The following is a 21,443-nucleotide window of genomic DNA, read 5'->3' as shown; positions in this document are numbered from 1 at the left end:
GGGCAGGGGTGGGTAGTTCAGGAGTTCGAGCGTCAGGCAGTAATCAGGGCAATTCGCGCAGCACGGCGCGCACCGGGCTGGCGTCGGAGGTCATCAGCTTCAGTGGCAGGGCGATCAGTTCGTAGTCGCCCTCGGGAACGTCGTCGAGCACCAGGTTTTCCAGCACGCGCAGGTTCAGGCGCCGGATCACCTGGTGGCTGTCGAGGGTCTTGCTGCCAGCGGGGTCGATGCTGGCGGTGTCGATGCCAACCAGCAGCACGCCCAGCGCAGCCAGGCGCTCGATGGTCTGCGGTGCAAAGGCCGCCAGATCAGGGTCCCAGCGGTCCACCGGCATGCGCGCGTATGTCCGGACCAGCACACGCGGTGGCAGTTGGCCGATGGCGTGGGCCAGGTGCGACCACTCGATCAGCGGCCCCACGCCGATGGCATGAATCACGCGGCACGGACCGAGGTAGGGTGCCAGGTCCAGTTCGCCGACGCTGGCTCCCGTCGGGTCGTAGTGGAGCGGGGCGTCTGCGTGCGCGCCGACATGGGGCGACAAGGTCAGTGTGCCGACGTTGACCGGGCATCCTGGTCCCAGCGTGGCCGCCCATTGCTGCTGATAGGGCGTGTCGCCAGGGAAGACCGGGGAGCCGGGCTGGACGGGTGGGGAGATGTCCCAGAGCATTTTCATGGCTCTGGAAGTTAGCGGCGTTATGGATTCGTGGTGTCGGTTATTTCCAACATCGACCAAAATTCAATGATTGGCTGATGGCGTAGAATGAGAATCGTTATCATTTAATGCCCGGTATGTCTGCCGATTTTCAAAAACCCGACGTGAACTATCACGGGCCCGATATGGGGCTTGACGAACTACCGCGTCTCGTGGGGGCGAGGGTCGCGCGCCTGGTTGACGCTGCCGACGCTGACGAGCGCGAACTCGTACTGCGCCTGCTGGAGATCGGATTCCTTCCTGGTGAGCGTGTTTGCGTGATTGCCCAAGGCTTCCCCGCCCATGATCCGCTCGCGGTTCGCATCGGCCACACCACATTCGCGCTGCGAAGATACGAGGCCGCGCTGATTCGCGTGGTGCCCGAACCGACGCTGGCAAGGGGTGCCGAGTGAACGCGGCGCACAGCGCTATCACCGCGCCCTTGCGCGTTGCCTTGCTGGGCAATCCCAATTGCGGCAAGACCGCGCTCTTCAACCTGCTGACGGGCAGCCGGCAGAAGGTTGCCAACTATGCAGGGGTGACCGTGGAGCGCAAGGAAGGGCACTTGCAGACGGCCTCCGGGCGTCGCGTTCTGGTGCTGGACCTGCCCGGCGCCTACAGCCTCAATCCGCTGAGCGCAGACGAGGCCGTGACCCGTGACGTCGTGACCGGCCGGCGCGCCCATGAGCCAATGCCGGACCTGCTCGTGTGCGTGGTCGATGCCACCAACCTCAAGCTTAACCTTCGCCTGGTGCTGGAGGCGCGGGCACTGGGCCTGCCCATGGTCCTGACACTCAACATGAGTGACATGGCGGTCCGGGAAGGCATCGTGGTCGACCGGGGCCTGCTGTCGCGGGAACTGGCCATGCCTGTGCTGGAGACCGTCGGCGTACGGCACGATGGGGCGCAGGAATTGCTGGCGTTTCTGGACCTGGCCGACCCCGCAGGTACTGCCGGCCATCTGGCCGCCGCCTCGACGTCGCCACCCTGGCATGCGTCGGACGTGGCGCAGGTGATTGCGACCCAGCAGGAGGTGCGGCGCATTCTGGCGGTGGCCGTGAATGAGCCGGCGGACAGTCTGCACACCGACGACGCCATCGACCGCATCGTGTTGCACCCTCTGTGGGGAATGCTGTTGCTGGCCTTGACGCTGTTCCTGATGTTCCAAGCGGTGTTCAGCCTGGCCACTGTGCCCATGGAGTGGATCAAGGCGGGCGTGGATGCGCTGGGCAACCTGGTCCGGTCCGGCCTGCCGCCAGGCGTTCTGCAGAGTCTGTTGGTGGACGGCATCCTGGCCGGCACCGGCGGCGTGCTGGTGTTTTTACCCCAGATCCTGATCCTTTTCTTCTTCATCATCGCCCTGGAGGATTCAGGCTACCTACCGCGCGCGGCGTTCCTGCTGGACCGGGTCATGGGGACGGTTGGCCTGTCGGGGCGCTCGTTCATTCCATTGCTGTCCAGCTTCGCCTGTGCCATTCCCGGTGTGATGGCCACCCGGACCATCAGCCACTGGCGTGACCGGCTGGTCACGATCATGATTGCGCCGCTGATGACCTGCTCGGCGCGGCTGCCGGTGTACGCACTGCTGATCGGTGCCTTCATTCCAGCGCGCACGGTCTGGGGGGTATTCAATCTGCAAGGGCTGGTGCTGTTTGGTCTTTATCTGGCAGGGATTCTCGGTGCGATGGCCGTGGCGGCGGCCTTCATGCGCCTGCGCTCAGACGCTCGACCCACCCCGCTGCTGATGGAACTGCCTTCGTACCGCTGGCCGAGCCTGCGCAATCTTTCGCTGGGGCTGTACGAGCGCGCGGTCATTTTCCTCAAGCGGGTTGGCGGCATCATCCTGGCGCTGATGGTGCTGTTGTGGTTTCTGTCGACGTTTCCGGGGCCGCCGGTTGGCGCAACCGGGCCGGCGATCCAGTACAGCCTGGCCGGTCAGATCGGGCGCGGCCTGGAGGTCGTCTTTGCGCCGATCGGCTTCAACTGGCAGATCGCGATTGCGCTGGTGCCCGGCATGGCCGCGCGCGAGGTTGCAGTCGGCGCGTTGGGCACCGTTTACGCACTGTCGGCGACGGGTCCCGACGTTGCCTCCCAACTCGGGGTTCTCATCGGCCAGAGCTGGTCGCTCGCCACGGCTCTTTCATTGCTGACCTGGTATGTGTTTGCGCCGCAGTGTATTTCCACGCTGGTGGCCGTGCGGCGCGAAACCAACAGTTGGACATATCCGATGATGATGGCGGCCTATCTGTTCGCCCTGGCTTACGCGGCAAGCTTCATCACTTACCGGTTGGCCCTGATGGGCGGAGGCGGTTGAGATGACACAACAGTGGATCGTGGGTGTGATCGTGCTGGCAGCTGCAGCCTATGCTCTGTGGTACTGGCTGCCCTCGGGCTTGCGCCGCCGTCTGGGCCGGATTCATCCGGCGCTGGGTGAGAAACGCGCCTGCGGCGCGTGCAACAGCTGCGGTGGGTGTGATGACCCGCCTGCGACAAAGTCCGGCGGTGTTCAACCCGTTCACTGGCAGCCCCGTTCAACGAGCCGGCATCACGCGGATTGAGCGTTCCAGGGGGGCAACCCGTGTCGTGCGCGAGCCTTGTCGCACGCTGCTTCACCTTCGGAAAACTCCCGACAAGGTGACGGCCGCCATTCATAGATGCCGCAAGCCACGTTGCGGCCGATCTGGCCCGTCAGCGCCGCACAGCGGCTGGGAAGATGGTCCGTGCCGCGCATACGGCAGATTGTGCTGGTGACTTCGTCTGCCAGCCCCGCCGGGACGCTACCGCCCCTGTCGTCGAGCTCCTGCACCGCAAAGTCCACGCGAAAGCTCGCGCAGCAGGCGCCGCAGGTGGTGCAGGCGGACATCAGAGTTTGCCGAGCAGCAGGTACTCCATCAGTGCCTTCTGCACGTGCATGCGGTTCTCGGCCTCGTCCCAGACAACGGACTGGGGGCCGTCGATCACGTCCGCTTCGACTTCCTCGCCGCGGTGGGCCGGCAGGCAGTGCATGAAAAGCGCGTCGGGTTTCGCGCTGCGCATCATCTCGGAATCAACGCACCAGTCGGCGAAGGCCTTTTTTCGCGCTTCGTTCTCGGCTTCAAATCCCATGCTGGTCCATACGTCGGTGGTCACCAGATCGGCCCCGCTGCAGGCGTCCATGGGATTGCTGAATACCTTGTAGCTGTTTGCACTTCGAATCCCAGCGACGGCCTGGTCTACCTCGTAGCCGCCGGGCGTACTGACATGCACCGTGAAATCCAACAACTCGGCCGCCTGCAGCCAGGTGTTGGCCATGTTGTTGCCGTCGCCGACCCAGGCCACGGTCTTGCCCTTGATGCTTCCGCGATGCTCGATGAACGTGAAGATGTCCGCCAGGATCTGGCACGGATGAAACTCGTTGGTCAGGCCGTTGATCACGGGGACCCGTGAGTACCTTGCGAATTTCTCGATCTTGTCCTGACCGTAGGTTCGGATCATCACCAGGTCCACCATGCGGCTGATCACCCGGGCACTGTCGTCGATCGGCTCGGCCCTGCCGAGCTGGCTGTCGCCGGTGGTCAGGTGCACCACCGATCCGCCCAACTGGTACATGCCGGCCTCAAAGCTGACACGGGTGCGGGTCGAGGCCTTCTCGAAGATCATGGCCAGCGTGCGGTCGGCCAGCGTGTGGTGTTTCTCGTAGGCCTTGAACTTGCGCTTGATCAGTGCGGCGCGCTCGAAAAGGTAGGCGTACTCACCCGCGTCGAGGTCGGTGAACTGAAGGTAGTGCTTCAAAACCATGGTCGGTCACTCCGCGAGAAACTGCTGGATCAGCGGCACCAGAATGGCCACCACCTCGTCGGCCTCGGCGCTGGTCATGATCAGTGGCGGCACCAGGCGAATTACGCTGTCCGCCGTGACGCTGATGAGAAGGCCCTTGTCAGCCGCACGCTGCGTCAACGCGCCGCAGGGCTTGTTCAGTTCCACGCCGATCATCAAGCCTTGGCCACGTATTTCCTTGACGCCGGGCTGATGCTCGAGCGCGCGCTCCAGGGCGCCTTTCAGGTGCGCGCCCACCCTAGCCGCGCTCTCCAACAAGCCGTCTTCTTCCATGATGCGAATCGTTTCCACCCCTGCACGCATCGCCAGAGGGTTGCCACCGAACGTGGTGCCATGGTTGCCCGGCTGGAAAATGTTCGCCGCTCTGGGGCCCGCCACGACAGCGCCAACGGGCACACCCGACCCCAGTCCCTTGGCCAGCGGCATGACGTCGGGCTTGATGCCGGCCCACTGGTGGGCGAACCACTTGCCGGTGCGGCCCATGCCGCACTGCACCTCATCGATCATCAGCAGCCAGTCGCGTTCGTCGCACAACTGGCGCACCTGTTGCAGATAGTCGATGCGCATCGGATTGACGCCACCTTCACCCTGAATGGTCTCAAGGAACACGGCGACCACGTTGGGGTTGCCTTCGGTGGCTTTCTTCAGCGCTTCAACGTCGTTGAGGGGCACCCGAATGAAGCCTTCGACCAGGGGGCCGAAGCCCTTTTGCACCTTTTCATTGCCGGTGGCGCTCAAGGTTGCGATGCTGCGGCCGTGGAAGGCCTTTTCATACACAACGATCTCCGGCTTTTCGATGCCCTTGTCGTGGCCGAATTTGCGCGCAAGCTTCAAGGCCGCTTCGTTGGCTTCCAGGCCAGTGCTGCAGAAGAACACGTTGGTCAGCCCGGACAGCTCAACCAGTTTCTCGGCCAGCTTCTCCTGGTTGGGCACATGGTAGTAGTTGCAACTGTGGATGATCTTGCCGATCTGGTCCTGCAGCGCAGGCACCAGTTTGGGGTGGTTATGGCCCAGGGTGTTGACGGCGATGCCGCCGAGAGCGTCCAGGTAGGGTTTGCCGTTGATGTCCCAGACGCGGCAGCCCTGGCCATGACTCAGCGCAATGGGCAGGCGGCCATAGGTATTCATGGTGTGGGGCGAAGCGGCTTCGATGAACGCGGTCATGGGGTCTCCTGAAAACAAAGCGGCCCTGCAATAACCGGGGCCGTCAGGAGCCGATTTTAGGCTCAGAGCCTGCAGGGGTTTGCTGACGATTGCGCATGACAGCGATGCGCAATCCGATGGGCCTGAAGTCTTATATAAGATACAATGATTGTTGCGTTGCAGCACGTTGTGATCCTTCGTGCCTGCTGGTGTGTATCCAGTACCTTTACCCAATGGTTTCCAACACCGCCAAAGAAGTCTTCATCCAGGGTATCACCCACGAAGGCAAGACCTTCCGACCCAGCGACTGGGCTGAACGGCTGGCGGGGGTCATGAGCCAGTTTCGGCCCGGGGGCGTGCGTCCGGGCAGCCACCTCAGCTATTCACCTTGGTGCATTCCCACGTCGGTTGGCGGCGTGAAATGTGTGGTCGTTCATCCCGATCTGCGATCGGCGGAACCGCTGGCGTGGGAGTTCTGCATGAACTTCGCCAAGGACAACGAACTCCAGATGTTCGAGGCCTGGGCCAAACCCGACGCCCTGACGGAGTGATCGCCCAGGTCGGGTTCGCCGGCGACCGGTTGGTGCCGTTCTGAAGTGATTGGACCCTGAGCGAAACGCATTCCCGGGCATAGTGGCTTTCATCGACCACAAAAAAACCGCCCGAAGGCGGTTTTTCTGCTTGCTGACAGCGCACCCGTTGAGAACGGCAGACCGCCAGAGGCGGTCAGGGCTGTTTGCCTGCCTTGATCAGGCGGCGCTGCTGTTTGCAGCGGTGGCCAGGGCCTTGACCTTGGCCGACAGGCGGCTCTTGTCGCGAGCGGCCTTGTTCTTGTGGAAGATGCCCTTGTCGGCGATGGTGTCGACCACCGACTGCATCTTGCCGAAAGCCTCGGTGGCCTTCGCCTTGTCGCCGGCTGCGACGGCCTTCTCGACGTTCTTCACCGAGGTGCGGTATTTGGAGCGCAGAGACGTATTGGCTGCATTGAGCTTGACGTCCTGACGTGCGCGTTTGCGGCCCGACGCCAGGCGCGGGTTCTTTTTCTTGGGTTTCGTAGAAGCCATTTCGATATTTCCTTGTGTCTGAGGATGATGCCAGCAAAGTTCTCCATTCTATCAGGTTGGAACGGAAATGAGCCGGCTCCCGATGCCGGATCGGTCGGGGCACTACACTCGGGCCGGTGAGCCTCTTCAAATCTGCTTCCATCGTCTCGGTGCTGACCCTGGCTTCGCGGGTTACGGGGCTGGTGCGCGAAACGCTCGTGGCATCGATGTTTGGTGCCAGTGCCATGACCGATGCCTTCAATGTGGCTTTTCGCATTCCCAACATGTTCCGGCGGTTTTTTGCCGAAGGTGCATTCAGCCAGGCCTTCGTTCCGGTGCTGGCCAGTGTGCGGACCCAGCAGGGCGATGTGCAGACCAAGCGGGTCATCGACCATGTGGCCACAGTGCTGACCTGGGTGCTGTTGCTGACCTGCGTGCTCGGCGTACTGGGCGCACCGGTGCTGGTGTGGATCATGGCCAGCGGCCTGCAGCAGGATCCCAGGAGTTTTGAGGCGGCGGTGGTCATGACGCGCTGGATGTTCCCCTACATCGGATTCATGTCGATGGTCGCGCTGGCCGCTGGTGTGCTCAATACCTGGAAACGGTTTGCCGTTCCAGCCGCCACACCGGTACTGCTCAATCTGTGCATGATCCTGGCGGCCTGGCTGGGCGCACCATGGCTGGAGACACGGGGTATTGAGCCCATCTACGCGCTGGGTGGCGGAGTGATCCTGGGTGGTGTGCTTCAGTTGACCGTTCAGATGCTGGCCCTGCGCCGCTTGGCCCTGTTGCCGACCGTCGGCTGGCGCTGGGCTCATCTGCGCCAGGCCTGGGACGACCCTGCCACTCAACGGATCGCAACCATGATGATGCCGGCGTTGCTGGGCGTCAGCGTGGCGCACGTTTCCACCGTGATCAACACCCAGATTGCCTCGCACCTGACCCCTGGCAGCGTCAGTTGGCTGACCTACGCGGATCGGCTGATGGAATTCCCCACGGCCTTGCTGGGTGTCGCGCTGGGGGTGGTGCTGACGCCCCAGCTGGCCGCGGCCAAGGCCGCCGATGATGCTGAAAAGTACTCCGCCATGCTGGACTGGGGGCTGCGCCTGGTGGTCATGCTGGCGGTTCCCTGCGCGGTGGCCCTCTTGACTTTCGCCAAGCCCCTGGTGGCCGTTCTCTACCATTACGGCGCCTTCACCGACAACGACGTTCAGCAAACGACCCATGCACTGATGGGGTACGGGGCCGGCCTGCTGGGTCTGATCGCGATCAAGGTGCTGGCGCCGGGCTTCTATGCCAGCCAGGACATCCGGACCCCGGTCAAGATTGCCATTGTCGTTCTGGTGTTGACCCAGTTGCTCAACCTGGCCCTGGTTCCCGTTTTTCAACACGCCGGTCTGGCGCTGGCCATTGGCATCGGCGCCCTCGTGAATGCGACGTGGCTGCTGGTGGGGTTGCGCCGCAAGGGCAGTTACCGGCCGGCGCCGGGTTGGGGCCTGTTTGGGCTGCAGGTCCTGGCCGCGAGTGCCTTACTGGCGGTGTTCCTGATGTGGGCATCCAGCGCCTTTCACTGGACGCAACTCCAGGCGGCGCGAGGCCAACGCATCGGCTTGTTGTTCCTGCTGATCGCAGGCTCCGCCATTCTGTATTTCGGTGCGCTGTGGGCCGCTGGCCTGAAGCTGCGTCAGTTTGTCCGCCGGTGACACCGGTCGACCCCAGAGGGCTCGTGTGCGACGGATGCCGGGTCTGATGGATGGCAGCCTGGCTTTCTTCTGGATGGATCCATGCCTTTGAGCCTTCGCGCGCCGACGCCGCTGGAATATTTCGCGAGCCTGGTGGCGAGCGACGACCAGTTTCCTTTGCTGGAGGCCGCCGCCAGTCTGGCCATGGACGAATACCCGGAACTCGACGTGCAGCGCGTTCCGGGCGAGATGGACCTGTTGCTGGCTCGCCTGAAGCGGCGCGTGGCCCATGCGGTTGAGCCGGCGCAAATGCTGCAGACACTCAACCGGTACTTTTTCAGGGATCTGGGCTTCGGTGGCAACCTCAATCACTACCATGACCCAGAGAACAGCTACCTGCATGCGGTGTTGCAAACCCGCAGGGGCATACCGGTGTCATTGGCTGTGCTGTGGCTGGAACTCGCCGGCGGCATCGGGCTGTCCGTTCACGGGGTGGGCTTCCCCGGGCACTTTCTGGTCAGGGCGGATCTTCCCGACGGGTCCATCCTGCTGGACCCATTTACCGGCGTCTCACTGAGCCGCGACGACCTATGGGAACGCCTGGATTCGATCCGACCCGGTGGCGACGCGAGACAGGCAACCGGAGCGCTGCTGGACGGCTATCTGCGCCCCGTGGCGCCGCGCAGCGTGATCGCGCGGATGTTGTTCAACCTGAAGGAAATCCATCGGTCGCTGGAAGACTGGCCGCGCATGCTGGCCGTGCTGGATCGCCTGTTGGTTCTCATGCCCGAGGCCTGGTCGGAATTCCGTGACCGCGGGCTCGTTCACGCCGAACTCGGCGCCCTTGCGCAGGCGGTGCAGGATCTTGAAACCTACCTGACGCGTGCACCGGCACAGCCCGATCGCGCCACCATCGAAGACCGACTGGCTGACCTCAGGGGCCATCTGCGTGGATAGCGGCTCCGGCTGGCACGCCCGGGCCTGTCTGCATCGCCTTTAGCGCCGGTTCTTTAATCAAAAACGGCACAGCCCAGCGTGGATGGGTCATAAACCGCTACAAAAACCAGAGTGTCAGTGGGTCAGATCAGTTCAACTGACGCGCCGTCGCCGCGCGCCTGGATGCGGCCGATCTCGAACACCTGCTCGCCGGCGGCGCGCAGGGCTGCCGCGCAGCCGTCGGCGTGCGCGGCATCGATCACGACCACCATTCCGATGCCGTTGTTGAAGGTGCGGTTCATCTCGAAGTCGTCGATCCCCGCCGTCTGCTGCAGCCAGGCAAACAGTTCGCTGCGGGGCCAGCTGCTCTGGCGCAGATGGGCGGCCGTTCCCTCGGGCAACACGCGGGGGATGTTTTCCAGCAGGCCGCCCCCCGTGATGTGGGCCAGCGCCTTGATCGGGTGCAGGTCCAAGGCCGCCAGAATGCTTTTGACGTACAGCCGGGTCGGCTCCATCAGGGCCTGCCGGAAGGGCTTGCCATCGAGCAGGGCAGGGGCGGCGCTTCCCGCGCGCTCGATGCACTTGCGCACCAGGCTGAATCCGTTGGAATGCACGCCGCTGGAGGCCAGGCCCAGCACGATATCGCCGGGCATCACGCTCATACCGGTCAGGATCTTGGATTTCTCCACGGCACCGACCGCGAAGCCGGCCAGGTCGTACTCCCCCGGCGGATACATGCCCGGCATCTCGGCGGTTTCACCGCCGATCAGTGCGCATCCGGACAACTCACAGCCCCGCGCAATGCCGCCAACGACAGCGGCGGCGGTGTCCACGTCCAGCTTGCCGCAAGCGAAGTAGTCCAGGAAAAACAGCGGTTCGGCGCCTTGCACCAGGACGTCGTTGACACTCATGGCGACCAGGTCGATGCCCACGGTGTCGTGCATGTTCCACTCGAACGCCAGCTTGAGCTTGGTGCCGACGCCGTCTGTGCCACTCACCAGGACAGGCTCCCGGTAGCGCTTGGGCACTTCAAAGAGGGCGCCGAAGCCGCCGATCCCGGCCAGTACCCCTTCGCGCATGGTCTTTCGGGCCAGCGGCTTGATGCGTTCGACCAGCGCATCACCGGCGTCGATGTCCACGCCAGCGTCCTTGTAGTTGAGGGGGGGGGGGGTGGGGCAGAGTGTGTCATCGGACGGATCAGGTTGGGTAGGGGCGGGGCGCCAGCGCGCGCCCGCGCGGTCAAGCAGACTAAAATCCGCCTGATTCTAAGGGTTCACCCTCTCTTCGCACTTGCTTGATCATTCCCCTTCTGCGCCGTTCCTGCCGACTGCCATCAGGCTCTTTCGCCACCGGACCCTGAGCGGGACATGGATGGCAACCGGCATTCCTTCCCATTCCTGCGCAGCCCTGATGGTTCTGCCGCGAACGGATGCGCACCGCATGGGCGATCGCGGCGAGGCGATTGGTCCGGCATGAAGCAGATTGCGCTGGACCTCGGCCTTGCCAGCGGGCCGACCCTCGACGGTTATTTTGCCGGGCCGAACGAGGCGGCGCTGCGCCATTTGCAGATCGGTGTTGGTGCCACGGTGCGTTCGCCCGTGCCCACCTATCTTTGGGGGGAAGCGGGCAGCGGCAAGACCCACCTGCTGACGTCCGTCCGCGAGGCCCTTCGCGAGCAAGGCGCGGTGGCGGGGTGGATGGATGCCTCGGTGCTTGAGCCGCCGGAATTCGATGAAGGATGGTCCGTGGTCCTGCTGGACGATGTCCATCTGTACACGGCGGTCCAGCAACAGGCGGCTTTCAACTGGTTCGTCAATGCGCTGGCGCCCAAGACCGGGCTGCCGCGCTGGGTGCTGGCTGCGGGCCAGGTGCCGCCGGCAGATCTCCAACTGCGCGAAGATCTGCGCACGCGGCTGGGCTGGGGGCACATCTTTGCTCTGCAGGTGCTGGGTGAGTCGGAACGCCGTGCGGTCTTGCGTCAACAGGCGGACGCCAGAGGCATCTTCCTGCGTGACGAAGTGGTTGACTTCGTGCTCAACCGCTTCTCCCGGGACATGGGCAGCCTCATTCAACTCCTGGATGAACTGGATCGCTATGCCCTGCAGAAGCAGCGCGCGGTGACCATTCCCCTTGTCAAATCCATGCTGGAAAACGAATGACCGCCCCCAAAGCCAGACTGGTGCTCTTTGATCTTGATCACACCCTGTTGCCGATCGATTCGGACTATTGCTGGAGTGTGTTCACCACCGACATCGGGTGGACCGATTCGCAGGTGTTCCGCCAGCGCAATGACGATTTCTACGCCCATTACCAGGCCGGGACGCTGGATATTCATGATTACATCCGTTTTGCGACCGAGGCTGTGCGGCTGCAGGGGCCGGCCAGGGCAGCCGAAGCGCACGCGCGCTTCATGCGCGAGGTGGTGCAGCCCAACCTCAGGCCCGAGGCGCTGGCACTGGTGCACAAGCATCAGGCCGCAGGCGATCAGGTGGTCATCGTCACCGCCACCAACGAGTTTGTGACACGCCCGATTGCTACGGCATTTGGCGTCGATGAACTGATTGCGGTGGAGCTTGAGCGCGGAGCGGACGGCTGGATCACTGGCGGTATTCGTGGAACGCCCTCGTTCCGCGAAGGCAAAGTCAGCCGTGTCGAACAGTGGCTGGCCGCGCACGGCCTCGACTGGAGCCGTGCCGACATCACGTTCTATTCAGACTCGGCAAACGATCTGCCGTTGCTGGAGCGGGTCGACCGACCCATTGCCACCAACCCGGATCCGCGCTTGCGCGCGGTGGCCCAGGAGCGGGGTTGGCGCATACTGGACCTGTTTTCCGACGAGACCTGAGCACAGGTACGTCCCACAATCGGCCCGCGTGACCGCGGGTCCTATTCAAGAATGATCAAGAAATTCATCGACAAACTGCTTGGAAAGACCGGCTCCCGTGCCGGCAAGCCCCGGTTCGGCAAACGCGAGGAGATCGCAGTCGACGTTCACGGTATCGACCCCAAACTGGTCGATGAGCGGGCCCTCAACGTGGTGCGCACGCTCAAGCAGGGCGGCTACGAGGCCTATATCGTGGGCGGCGCCGTGCGGGATCTTCTGGTCGGATTGCGCCCGAAGGACTTTGACGTCGCCACCAACGCCACGCCCGAGCAGGTGAAAGCCCTGTTCCGGCGGGCGTTTATCATCGGACGCCGTTTTCGCATCGTGCACGTGGTTTTCGGGCGCGGGCGCGAGCATGAGGTCATCGAGGTGTCGACCTTTCGGGCCTATCTGGACAATATCGCTGCCGAACAGGTGGCGGGCAACGAAAAGACCAGCCGCAACGATCTGGCCGGCATGAAGCACGCCGTCGATTCCACGGGCCGTGTCCTGCGCGACAACGTCTGGGGCCCGCAGGAAGAAGACGCAGTGCGCCGCGATTTCACGATCAACGCGATGTACTACGACCCTGAGTCCCAGATTGTCGTGGACTACCACAAGGGCCTGCAGGACACGAAGAAGCGCACCCTGCGGATGATCGGTGATGCGGCGGCGCGTTACCGCGAGGATCCGGTGCGCATCATCCGCGCCGTGCGCTTCGCCGCGAAGCTCAGTGCGCTCGGATTCACGCTGGACGCCAAGACCGCTAAACCGCTGGCTGACTCTCTGGTGCTGTTGGCCGATGTGCCGCAAAGCCGGTTGTTTGACGAAATGTTGAAGCTGCTGCAGACCGGTCATGCCGTGGCCTCGATCGAGCAGTTGCGCAAGCTGGGGCTGGCGCGTGGCATCTATCCCTTGCTGGACCTGGTTGTGGAACGGGCCGACTCGCCCTTCGTCAACGCGGCTCTGCAGGACACCGACCGGCGGGTGGGCGAGGAAAAACCGGTTGCCCCGAGTTTTCTGCTGGCTTGCGTGCTGTGGGCAGATGTCCGCGATGGCTGGGCCCGGCGTGTCGCGCAACGCGAACATTCCCACCCGGCATTGCAGGATGCCATCGACGAGGTCTTCAACGCACGCATCGGCGACGTGTCCGGTCGCGGCAAGCTGGGCGGCGACATGCGCGAGATCTGGATGATGCAGCCCCGTTTCGACAAACGCGTGGGCAGCGCACCGTTCGGTCTGGTTGAGCAGGCGCGGTTTCGGGCGGCATTCGATTTCATGCGCCTGCGCGCGGAAACCGGAGAGGTCGACGTGGTCCTGGCCGACTGGTGGCAGGAGTTCAGCGTGGCGGACGATGCCACCCGCGAAGACCTGGTTTACCAGGTCAAGGCCGAGCAGCAAAGGCACGCCCGTGCGCCGCGGGTTCACCGTGCGACGGCAACGGGCGGCGGTTCGAGTGTCGGCGTCGACTTCGCCGCAGCCGAAGAACGTGCCCATGCGCCAGTGAAGAACGGGTCCGCTCCATCCCGCGAAGGTTTCAGCGCTGCTGAGGAGGGTGACACGGGTGCACCCCGCAAGCGCCGGCGCCGGCGCCGCAAGCCCACCGGCGGCGGTGAATCCGGTGAGGGCAGCGCGGCGGCAACAGAATAGGCGCGAACGTGCGGGCCGAGCCGGTCATCGCCTATATCGGGCTTGGCGCCAACCTCGGCGCTGCGGAACAAGCGGTGACCCAGGCCCTCTTGGCACTCGATGCCTTGCCGGGCACCCGATTGGTGCGACGGTCCAGCCTGTACCGTTCAGCGCCGCACGAGGCGAGCGGGCCGGAATTCATCAATGCGGTCGCAGCGGTGCAGACGCGTCTGACAGCGCCTGAACTGCTGGCGGCATTGCAAGGCCTCGAACTGGCGGCTGGCCGTGAGCGGCCTTACTTTCACGCGCCGCGAACGCTCGACCTGGACCTGCTGACCTATGGCGATGGCCGCATCGAGAGCCCGCACCTGACGGTGCCGCATCCGCGCATCACCGAGAGGGCCTTCGTGCTGCTCCCGTGGGCCGAGATCGCGCCCGATCGTGTGCGCCCGGAGCACCTGGCCAGGCTCAGCGACCAGGAAATCACCAAAATTCAAGGCATTTGAGGCGAATCCCATCGTCAAATGGTCATAGGATGCTATAAAAAATAGAGTGTCCTGGATGTGTCCGGCTTCTGGTGGCCCTGTTTCCCGGTCGCCGTCGAAGGCATTGCCTGCTCGCACGGTGCGATCCGGAATGCCCAAACGACTCAAGTTCCGACCTGGGCCCCGAGCCCAGAAGCAGCGCGCTGAAACGCATGCGCACGCCATCGGTCGCCGCCGGCGCTTTGCAAGCGCCGTTGGGGGGCGGGTTCAGACGGTTACACTCGCCGCGAGTCCACGACGCCAGGTTCCTGGCCCTTGTAACCCCCGGAGGATCCCGCCATGCTGTTTGGCAAGCTGTTGCCGCGTGAAGGCAACTATTTCGAAATGTTCAACCAGCACGCCGACCGGATCGTCGAGGCGGCCCGGGCGTTTTCCATGCTGGTGGCGAACTACAGCGATCTTCATCTTCGTGACAAATACAACCAGGACGTGGACAACGCCGAGCGTGCCGCGGACCGGGTGACCCACGACGTCAACAAAGCGATCCACAAGACCTTCATCACGCCCATCGACCGGGAGCAGATCCATACGCTGATCAACACGATGGACGATGTCGCGGACCTGATCCAGGACTCGGCAGAGACCATGGCGCTTTACGACATCCACCACATGACCGACGAGATCGTGCGCCTGACCGACCTGAGTCTCAAGTGCTGCGAGCGCCTGCGCGACGCGGTCAAGCTGCTGGACAAGATTGCCGACCCCGGCACTGCCGAGGCGGCGCTCAAGACGTGCGAGGAGATCGACCGCCTGGAGAGCGACGCCGACCGCGTGATGCGCAGTGCGATGAGCAAGCTTTTTCGCGAGGAGCCCGATGTGCGCGAAGTCATCAAGCTCAAGGCGATTTATGAGCTTCTGGAGACGATCACCGACAAGTGCGAAGACGTGGCCAACGTGATCGAGGGCATCATCCTCGAAAACTCCTGATCAGCAACGGGACCCTGACGATGGAAACCGTACAGACGGCTCTGTGGGTGGTGGTGTTGCTGGTGGTGCTCGCGATCCTGTTCGATTTCATGAACGGGTTTCATGATGCCGCCAACTCGATTGCGACCGTGGTGTCCACCGGCGTGCTCAAGCCCGGGCAGGCGGTGCTGTTTGCGGCCTTCTTCAATGTGGTGGCCATCCTGGTCTTTCACCTGAGTGTGGCCGCCACGGTGGGCAAGGGCATTGTGCAGCCAGGGGTGGTGGACACCCATGTGGTCTTCGGGGCCTTGGTAGGGGCCATCACCTGGAACGTGCTGACCTGGTACTACGGCATTCCCAGCAGTTCATCCCACGCGCTGATCGGCGGCATTGTCGGGGCGGTGATCGCCAAAGCGGGCGCCAGCGCGCTGGTGTCCGCCGGCATCCTGAAAACGGTGGCCTTCATCTTCGTTTCGCCTTTGCTCGGGTTTGTGCTCGGGTCGCTCATGATGGTGGTGGTGGCTTGGCTGTTTCGGCGCAGCCGGCCGTCCAAGGTCGACAAGTGGTTCCGCCGGCTGCAACTGGTTTCAGCCGGTGCCTACAGCCTCGGGCACGGCGGCAATGACGCCCAGAAGACCATCGGCATCATCTGGATGCTGCTGATTGCTACGGGATACTCGGCGGCTGCTGACAAGTCGCCTCCCACTTGGGTCATCCTGACCTGTTATGCAGCGATTGGCGCGGGCACCATGTTCGGTGGCTGGCGTATCGTCAAGACCATGGGGCAGAAGATCACCAAGCTCAAGCCGGTGGGGGGCTTCTGCGCGGAAACGGGTGGTGCCCTGACCCTGTTCCTGGCCACCGGGCTCGGTATTCCGGTCTCGACCACGCACACCATCACCGGTGCCATTGTGGGTGTGGGCTCCGTTCAGCGAGCCAGCGCCGTGCGCTGGGGCGTTGCCGGCAACATCGTCTGGGCCTGGATCTTCACGATTCCGGCGAGCGCCTTCGTCGCGGCGATCGCCTACTGGATCAGCCTGAAGCTTTACTAGCCGGTATTCGGCGTTGCTCCTCGCGTGTCCCCCGGGACTGACGAAGGCCACCGGCAATGCTTCGACTCGGTTGCTATTGGGAAATCTTGCGCGCCTCGGCGATTTGGTGCTCGAAGTAGCGTTGAAAGCTGAAGGCGATGCTTGCCATCAGGACGGCGGTGCCGATCAGCAGTGACAGCGCAATGGCGCCTATCGTCAGCCAACGGGTTTGGCCCACTGCGGCATCCGGACTGGCGCCTGGATTGAACCGCAGGTTCCATTTCTCGGGAGTCATCAGTCCGTACACGATGGCCTGCAAGGCGCATCCGGCGATGGTGAAGCCCAGCAGGGGCACGAGAATCCAGCTCAGAGCGTCGTCCTGGCCCAACTCCTGAACCCTCTGAATGCCATACAGACCGAGCGCGGTTGGAATCGGCAACAGCCAGCCCAGCCAGTCGCCGAGGCCGTTCAGGTAGAAGCGGTGCAGCCCCAGCGGCCCTCCCAGAAAGGCGAGCCAGGCCGCCAGTGTTTTGTTTTTCATACCGCCATTATTGCGGCGAAGTCGTGTCACCCAGGCCCAGTGACCGCTCCATCAGTACCACGTCAAGCCAGCGGTCGAATTTCCAGCCGCACGAGGCGAGCACGCCCACATGCTGAAAACCCAGAGCGCGATGAACGCCGATCGAACCGGTGTTGCCCGAGTCGCCGATGACCGCGATCAGCTTGCGTACACCTGCGCGCTCGGCCTGCGTGGCCAGTTCGGCCAGGAGCGCGCGGCCGAGCCCTTGGCCGTTGGCATGAGGCGCCAGGTAGATCGAGTCTTCGGCCGAAAACCGGTAGGCGGGTCTTGGCTTGAACCAGTTGCAGTAGGCGAAACCGCTGACCTGGTTGTCGGATTCGGCAATCAGCCACGGCAGACCGCGCGCCAGCACCTCGGCCCGGCGCGCGCGCATGTCCTGGACCGAGGGCGGATCCACCTCGAAGGTTCCCGTTCCGTGCAAGACATGGTGGGCATAGATGAGGGTGATGGCGTCGATATCGTCGTCGCGGCTGGGGCGGATCGTGGGCATAAGGAGGGATGACGTTATAATCAAAGGCTTTTCAGTGTGTCGCTGGCCGGGTGGCCATGTCGCGTGTCTCAACGCTGAAAACACATTTACCACCCACAGGATAAATCATGGTTGTGATTCGACTCTCTCGCGGCGGCTCCAAAGGCCGTCCTTTCTTCAACATCGTCGTGACCGACAAGCGCGAGCGCCGTGATGGCCGCTTCATCGAGCGCATCGGTTTCTACAACCCGATCGCCAAGGGCGGCGAGGAAAGCCTGCGCATTACCCAGGATCGCCTGACCTACTGGAAAAGCGTGGGTGCCCAGGCTTCTCCCACCGTCGAACGCCTGATCAACCAGGCTCCCAAGGCGGCTTAAGGCCATTGCCAGCGATGGTGCCTGGGTTGGAGCCTGCCGAATTGCCGGCGGACGCCATCGAGGTGGGTCGTATCGCTGATGCCTGGGGCATCAAAGGCTGGTTCAAGGTCTTGCCCCACAGCGCCTCACCCGAGGCGCTTTTTTCTTCCAAGCGCTGGTACCTGCAGCCGTCCGAACGGGGTGCGAAGACTTTCAACGGGACGATCCTGTTGTCCATCAAAGAGGCCAAGGAGCACTCGGATTCCTTGGTGGCCGCCGCGCACGAGGTGGCTGGGCGCAGCGAAGCAGAACGGCTCAAGGGGGCCCGGGTGTTTGTGTCCCGATCGAGCTTTCCCGCTGCAGGTATTGACGAATATTACTGGGTTGACCTGATCGGATTGCCGGTCGTCAACCGCGAAGGCGTGGCCCTCGGCGAAGTAAAGGACCTGCTGTCAACCGGGCCGCAAACTGTGCTCGTATTGGAGTACCCCAAAGATGACGGCGGCGAGCCGGGTCGGGCCGGGGAGCGCATGATTCCCTTTGTTTCCGCCTACGTGGATCAGGTGGACGTGCCGGGACGTCGTATCCTGGTTGACTGGCAGCCTGATTATTGACGGGCCCTCCGGCCCAGCGGCCGGGCCTGACGGCATGCGCTTCGACATCATCACCCTGTTCCCCGAACTGTTCGGTCCGTTCCTGACCTGTGGCGTGACGCGCCGGGCGTATGAAAGCGGACGGGTCGACGTCAGGCTCTGGAACCTTCGGGACTATGCCCAGGGCAACTACCGGCGCGTGGACGACCGTCCCTTCGGGGGCGGGCCGGGGATGGTGATGATGGCGGAGCCACTGCAGCGCTGCCTCGAGGCCATCCGCGCGGACCGGGGGGATCGTGCGCCGGTGGTGCTGTTTTCGCCGACTGGCGAAAAACTGGATCATGTCGGCGTTGCCGGATGGGCTTCCGGGGCGGGCGCGGTGCTGATTTGCGGCCGCTACGAAGGCCTTGATCAGCGTTTCATCGATCAGAACGTCGACGTCCAGATCAGCGTGGGTGATTTTGTGCTGTCGGGCGGCGAAATCGCCGCATTGGCTTTGCTGGATGCCGTGGCCCGGTTGCAGCCCGGCGTGCTCAATGACGAGGAGAGCCACCAGTTCGACAGTTTCAATCCGGCGCTCGACGGACTTCTCGATTGCCCCCATTACACGCGGCCCGAAGTGTGGCAGGGGCAAGACGTTCCGGAAGTCCTGCTGTCGGGGCATCATGCGCAGATCGAACGCTGGCGCCGGGACCGCCGGCTCGAGGCCACCCTGCGGAGCCGGCCGGACCTCATTGAGGCGGCACGTGCCGCGGGGCGACTGGACAAAACAGATGAGCGTATCCTGGCCGCACTGGCGTCAAAGCCGACGTAAGGAAAAAAGTTTGTATAATCAAAAGCTTTTCGATCCTCTGTCCAGCCGCGGATTTCAAGTGTTCGGTGCAAAACGCACCACCTTGCCGCCTTTTGTGTAGCGTGGGCATGATCCCAAGAGGTAAACATGAATCTGATCCAGACTCTCGAACAGGAAGAAATTGTCCGTCTCGGCAAGACCATCCCTGAATTTTCTCCCGGCGACACGGTGATCGTGAACGTCAACGTGGTTGAAGGCGCCCGCAAGCGTGTTCAGGCCTACGAAGGCGTGGTCATCGCCAAGCGCAACCGCGGCCTGAACAGTGGCTTCACGGTTCGCAAGATCTCCAGCGGCGAAGGTGTGGAGCGTACCTTCCAGACCTACAGCCCGCTGATCGCCAGCATCGAAGTGAAGCGTCGTGGCGATGTGCGTCGCGCCAAGCTGTACTACCTGCGTGATCGCAGCGGCAAGTCGGCTCGTATCAAGGAAAAACTGCCGAACCGCGCGAAGATGGCTGCTGCAAAGGTTGCTGCCGCGTAACCCGTTGCTGCAAAGCACATCCAAGCCGCCTGAAGCGAATCGCCAGGCGGCTTTTTGATTTTGGCTCCGATGTCCACGACCCCTTTGTCGCGTTTGCCGCACTTCGATCCGCGACTCGTCCCGGTGAGTGGGACCGATGCCCACCTGCCACGGATCAACGCCGGTACGTTCGCGCCTGATGCACTGCGGCAGCGTTTTCGTTCGCCACCGGTCTGGCAGCCTGAGGTGGTCAAGGAAGTGCGGTTCAGCGACCGTGAGCCGGCCGAGGCGGCGGTGCTGATTCCTCTCGTCATGCGTGGCGCCGGTGCCGATTCCATGGCGGTGCTGCTGACGGAGCGCACCGCCCATCTTTCGACCCACTCCGGGCAGATTGCCTTCCCTGGAGGGCGGGTCGACGAGTGTGACGCGGATGTCAAGGCTGCCGCGTTGCGCGAAGCTTACGAAGAGGTCGGGCTTGAATACCGCTATGTGGATGTACTCGGCACCTTGCCGGTCTACGTCACCGGTACGGCATTTCAGGTCACACCTGTGGTTGCCCTCGTGCAGCCGGACTTCAGGCTGCAGCCGAATGCTTTCGAGGTGGCGGATACCTTCGAGGTGCCGCTGGCATTCCTGATGGATCCGGCCAACCATCACCGCCATGCGTTTGAGTGGGAGGGGGTGCGTCGCGAATGGTTCTCCATGCCCTTTCACGAAACTGTGGGTCACCAGGTCCGGGAGCGTTTCATTTGGGGTGCCACTGCGGGGATGCTGCGCAACTTCTACCGTTTTCTCTCAGCCTGAGGCGCACCGGGCATAGGGGCATCGCACCGGTCGGCGCTCGGTATGATGCGCCCATGAGTTTCTTTGCCATTCTGTTTGCGCTGTTGTTGGAGCAAGTTCGGCCGCTGCCGCGCGGCAATCCGGTGCATGCGGCGCTGCGCAGTTGGGCTCGCTGGTGCAACCGGAATTTCGATGCGGGCAGGGCGAATCATGGATGGATCGTCTGGAGCCTCGCGGTGGGATTGCCCTCGCTTCTTGCGTTTGCCATCCACGTGTTGCTGTCGGATTTGCTGGGCTGGCCCTTTGCGGCCATCTGGAGTGCTGCGTTGCTCTACGTGACGCTGGGCTTTCGCCAGTTCAGCCACCATTTCACGGACATCCGGGATGCCCTGGACGCCGGCGACGAGGATCGCGCACGCGAACTTCTGGCGCAATGGCGCCAGGCTGATATTCGTGAACTGCCGCGTAGCGAACTGGTTCGTTGTGTCATCGAATACTCGGTGCTGCAGGCGCACCGCCACGTATTCGGGGTTCTGGCCTGGTATTCGGTGCTGGCCGCGTTCGGGTTGGGGCCAGCCGGCGCTGTTTTGTACCGCAGCAGCGAGTTTGTGTCCCGTTACTGGCGTTACCAGGGGACGGTCGCACAACAACCGGTCAGCGAGGCTGTTCAGGCCGCAGCGTCCGAGGCGTGGCGCGTGATCGACTGGTTTCCGGCGCGAATCACGGCATTGGGATTTGCGGTCGTTGGCAGCTTTGAGGAGGCGATTGACAGCTGGCGCAACCAGGTTCAACGGTTTCCGGGTGACAACGATGGTGTCATTCTGGCCGCGACGGCTGGCGCCATCAATGTCCGGCTGGGGGATGGGGTGGCCAAGGCGCCGGTGACACGCGGCGGCCCGGGGCAGTCCGATCTCGATGCGGGTGAAACCGCGGACTTCATCTCCAACCAGGGCCGGGAGCCCGAACCGGCCTATCTGGCGCAGGTGGTCGGCCTGGTCTGGCGATCGGTGGTCATGTGGCTGGTCCTGCTGGCCTTGCTGACACTTGCTCGCCTGCTTGGCTAGC

General features: G+C 63.3%; 24 protein-coding genes and 1 pseudogene. 17 read left to right on the top strand and 8 right to left on the bottom strand.

Going from position 1 to position 21,443, the window contains the following annotated elements; translation table 11 throughout:
• Window positions 1-43: 43 nt before the first annotated feature.
• A complete protein-coding gene (gene kynB / locus ACMUOY_RS16480; RefSeq protein ID WP_413893826.1) occupies window positions 44-673 on the bottom strand; it encodes an arylformamidase in 630 nt (209 codons plus the stop codon).
• A gap of 116 nt (window positions 674-789) precedes the next feature.
• On the opposite strand from kynB, the gene ACMUOY_RS16475 reads away from it, so the two are divergent.
• Complete coding sequence (locus tag ACMUOY_RS16475; protein WP_413893825.1) at window positions 790-1,104, top strand: FeoA family protein; 315 nt, start codon at window positions 790-792, stop codon at window positions 1,102-1,104.
• Window positions 1,101-3,005, top strand: coding sequence for a ferrous iron transporter B (gene feoB / locus ACMUOY_RS16470; protein WP_413893824.1), 1,905 nt, complete (start codon window positions 1,101-1,103; stop codon window positions 3,003-3,005). Before ACMUOY_RS16475 ends, feoB begins: the two co-directional genes overlap by 4 nt.
• A gap of 231 nt (window positions 3,006-3,236) precedes the next feature.
• On the opposite strand, the gene ACMUOY_RS16465 is transcribed toward feoB, so the two are convergent.
• From ACMUOY_RS16465 to ACMUOY_RS16455, 3 genes are read right to left on the bottom strand one after another with little or no spacing between them, the layout of a single operon-like run.
• Window positions 3,237-3,554: a YkgJ family cysteine cluster protein gene (locus tag ACMUOY_RS16465; RefSeq protein WP_413893823.1), complete on the bottom strand. Its 318-nt coding sequence runs from the start codon at window positions 3,552-3,554 to the stop codon at window positions 3,237-3,239.
• Window positions 3,554-4,468: an ornithine carbamoyltransferase gene (gene argF / locus ACMUOY_RS16460; RefSeq protein ID WP_413893822.1), complete on the bottom strand. Its 915-nt coding sequence runs from the start codon at window positions 4,466-4,468 to the stop codon at window positions 3,554-3,556. Before argF ends, ACMUOY_RS16465 begins: the two co-directional genes overlap by 1 nt.
• Window positions 4,469-4,474: 6 nt before the next feature.
• Entirely contained in the window at window positions 4,475-5,671 is a 1,197-nt protein-coding gene (locus ACMUOY_RS16455) for an aspartate aminotransferase family protein (RefSeq protein WP_413893821.1), read from the bottom strand.
• A 212-nt stretch (window positions 5,672-5,883) separates the two neighbouring features.
• On the opposite strand from ACMUOY_RS16455, the gene ACMUOY_RS16450 reads away from it, so the two are divergent.
• Window positions 5,884-6,201 carry a DUF3579 domain-containing protein gene (locus tag ACMUOY_RS16450; RefSeq protein WP_413893820.1) on the top strand — a complete coding sequence of 106 codons (318 nt, stop codon included), beginning with the start codon at window positions 5,884-5,886 and terminating at the stop codon, window positions 6,199-6,201.
• 198 nt (window positions 6,202-6,399) lie between these two features.
• On the opposite strand, the gene rpsT is transcribed toward ACMUOY_RS16450, so the two are convergent.
• Entirely contained in the window at window positions 6,400-6,714 is a 315-nt protein-coding gene (rpsT, locus tag ACMUOY_RS16445; RefSeq protein WP_413893819.1) for a 30S ribosomal protein S20, read from the bottom strand.
• Between the two features lie 116 nt (window positions 6,715-6,830).
• Between rpsT and murJ the strand changes: the two genes are divergently transcribed.
• Complete coding sequence (gene murJ, locus ACMUOY_RS16440) at window positions 6,831-8,396, top strand: murein biosynthesis integral membrane protein MurJ (RefSeq protein WP_413893818.1); 1,566 nt, start codon at window positions 6,831-6,833, stop codon at window positions 8,394-8,396.
• Between the two features lie 81 nt (window positions 8,397-8,477).
• Window positions 8,478-9,332: a SirB1 family protein gene (locus ACMUOY_RS16435; RefSeq protein WP_413893817.1), complete on the top strand. Its 855-nt coding sequence runs from the start codon at window positions 8,478-8,480 to the stop codon at window positions 9,330-9,332.
• Between the two features lie 122 nt (window positions 9,333-9,454).
• Here ACMUOY_RS16435 and purM read toward each other — a convergent pair.
• Window positions 9,455-10,474 (bottom strand): annotated as a pseudogene (purM, locus tag ACMUOY_RS16430) (phosphoribosylformylglycinamidine cyclo-ligase); the annotation flags it as partial.
• A gap of 309 nt (window positions 10,475-10,783) precedes the next feature.
• Between purM and hda the strand changes: the two are divergent.
• The 6 genes from hda to ACMUOY_RS16400 all read left to right on the top strand — a co-directional run bounded on the left by hda (window position 10,784) and on the right by ACMUOY_RS16400 (window position 16,306).
• Window positions 10,784-11,470, top strand: coding sequence for a DnaA regulatory inactivator Hda (gene hda, locus ACMUOY_RS16425; protein WP_413893816.1), 687 nt, complete (start codon window positions 10,784-10,786; stop codon window positions 11,468-11,470).
• Complete coding sequence (locus ACMUOY_RS16420; RefSeq protein WP_413893815.1) at window positions 11,467-12,156, top strand: HAD family hydrolase; 690 nt, start codon at window positions 11,467-11,469, stop codon at window positions 12,154-12,156. The genes hda and ACMUOY_RS16420 overlap by 4 nt, the downstream gene beginning before the upstream one ends.
• 51 nt (window positions 12,157-12,207) lie before the next feature.
• Entirely contained in the window at window positions 12,208-13,824 is a 1,617-nt protein-coding gene (gene pcnB, locus ACMUOY_RS16415; protein ID WP_413893814.1) for a polynucleotide adenylyltransferase PcnB, read from the top strand.
• Window positions 13,825-13,832: 8 nt separating this feature from the next.
• On the top strand, window positions 13,833-14,309 hold the full coding sequence (gene folK, locus ACMUOY_RS16410; RefSeq protein WP_413893813.1) for a 2-amino-4-hydroxy-6-hydroxymethyldihydropteridine diphosphokinase: 477 nt from the start codon (window positions 13,833-13,835) through the stop codon (window positions 14,307-14,309).
• Between the two features lie 318 nt (window positions 14,310-14,627).
• A complete protein-coding gene (locus ACMUOY_RS16405; protein ID WP_413893812.1) occupies window positions 14,628-15,275 on the top strand; it encodes a DUF47 domain-containing protein in 648 nt (215 codons plus the stop codon).
• A 20-nt stretch (window positions 15,276-15,295) separates the two neighbouring features.
• The gene (locus ACMUOY_RS16400) at window positions 15,296-16,306 is read left to right on the top strand and encodes an anion permease (RefSeq protein ID WP_413893811.1); all 1,011 of its coding nucleotides are present in this window, start codon (window positions 15,296-15,298) and stop codon (window positions 16,304-16,306) included.
• A 73-nt stretch (window positions 16,307-16,379) separates the two neighbouring features.
• On the opposite strand, the gene ACMUOY_RS16395 is transcribed toward ACMUOY_RS16400, so the two are convergent.
• The gene (locus ACMUOY_RS16395; protein WP_413893810.1) at window positions 16,380-16,826 is read right to left on the bottom strand and encodes an NINE protein; all 447 of its coding nucleotides are present in this window, start codon (window positions 16,824-16,826) and stop codon (window positions 16,380-16,382) included.
• A gap of 7 nt (window positions 16,827-16,833) precedes the next feature.
• Entirely contained in the window at window positions 16,834-17,355 is a 522-nt protein-coding gene (locus ACMUOY_RS16390; protein ID WP_413893809.1) for an N-acetyltransferase family protein, read from the bottom strand.
• 107 nt (window positions 17,356-17,462) lie between these two features.
• Here ACMUOY_RS16390 and rpsP point away from each other — a divergent pair, with 107 nt between their 5' ends.
• The 6 genes from rpsP to ACMUOY_RS16360 all read left to right on the top strand — a co-directional run bounded on the left by rpsP (window position 17,463) and on the right by ACMUOY_RS16360 (window position 21,442).
• Window positions 17,463-17,711: a 30S ribosomal protein S16 gene (gene rpsP, locus ACMUOY_RS16385; RefSeq protein WP_413893808.1), complete on the top strand. Its 249-nt coding sequence runs from the start codon at window positions 17,463-17,465 to the stop codon at window positions 17,709-17,711.
• Between the two features lie 14 nt (window positions 17,712-17,725).
• A complete protein-coding gene (gene rimM / locus ACMUOY_RS16380) occupies window positions 17,726-18,304 on the top strand; it encodes a ribosome maturation factor RimM (protein WP_413893807.1) in 579 nt (192 codons plus the stop codon).
• A gap of 34 nt (window positions 18,305-18,338) precedes the next feature.
• Window positions 18,339-19,097 carry a tRNA (guanine(37)-N(1))-methyltransferase gene (gene trmD / locus ACMUOY_RS16375; protein ID WP_413893806.1) on the top strand — a complete coding sequence of 253 codons (759 nt, stop codon included), beginning with the start codon at window positions 18,339-18,341 and terminating at the stop codon, window positions 19,095-19,097.
• A gap of 126 nt (window positions 19,098-19,223) precedes the next feature.
• Entirely contained in the window at window positions 19,224-19,616 is a 393-nt protein-coding gene (rplS, locus tag ACMUOY_RS16370; RefSeq protein ID WP_413893805.1) for a 50S ribosomal protein L19, read from the top strand.
• 69 nt (window positions 19,617-19,685) lie between these two features.
• Window positions 19,686-20,399: an NUDIX hydrolase gene (locus tag ACMUOY_RS16365; RefSeq protein ID WP_413893804.1), complete on the top strand. Its 714-nt coding sequence runs from the start codon at window positions 19,686-19,688 to the stop codon at window positions 20,397-20,399.
• Between the two features lie 53 nt (window positions 20,400-20,452).
• The gene (locus ACMUOY_RS16360; RefSeq protein ID WP_413893803.1) at window positions 20,453-21,442 is read left to right on the top strand and encodes a CobD/CbiB family protein; all 990 of its coding nucleotides are present in this window, start codon (window positions 20,453-20,455) and stop codon (window positions 21,440-21,442) included.
• The last annotated feature ends 1 nt before the right edge of the window (window position 21,443 follow it).

This window comes from Candidatus Skiveiella danica, from assembly GCF_022705245.1.
Lineage (GTDB): Bacteria > Pseudomonadota > Gammaproteobacteria > Burkholderiales > Burkholderiaceae_C > Skiveiella > Skiveiella danica.
This window is presented reverse-complemented; position numbering and strand designations above follow the sequence as displayed.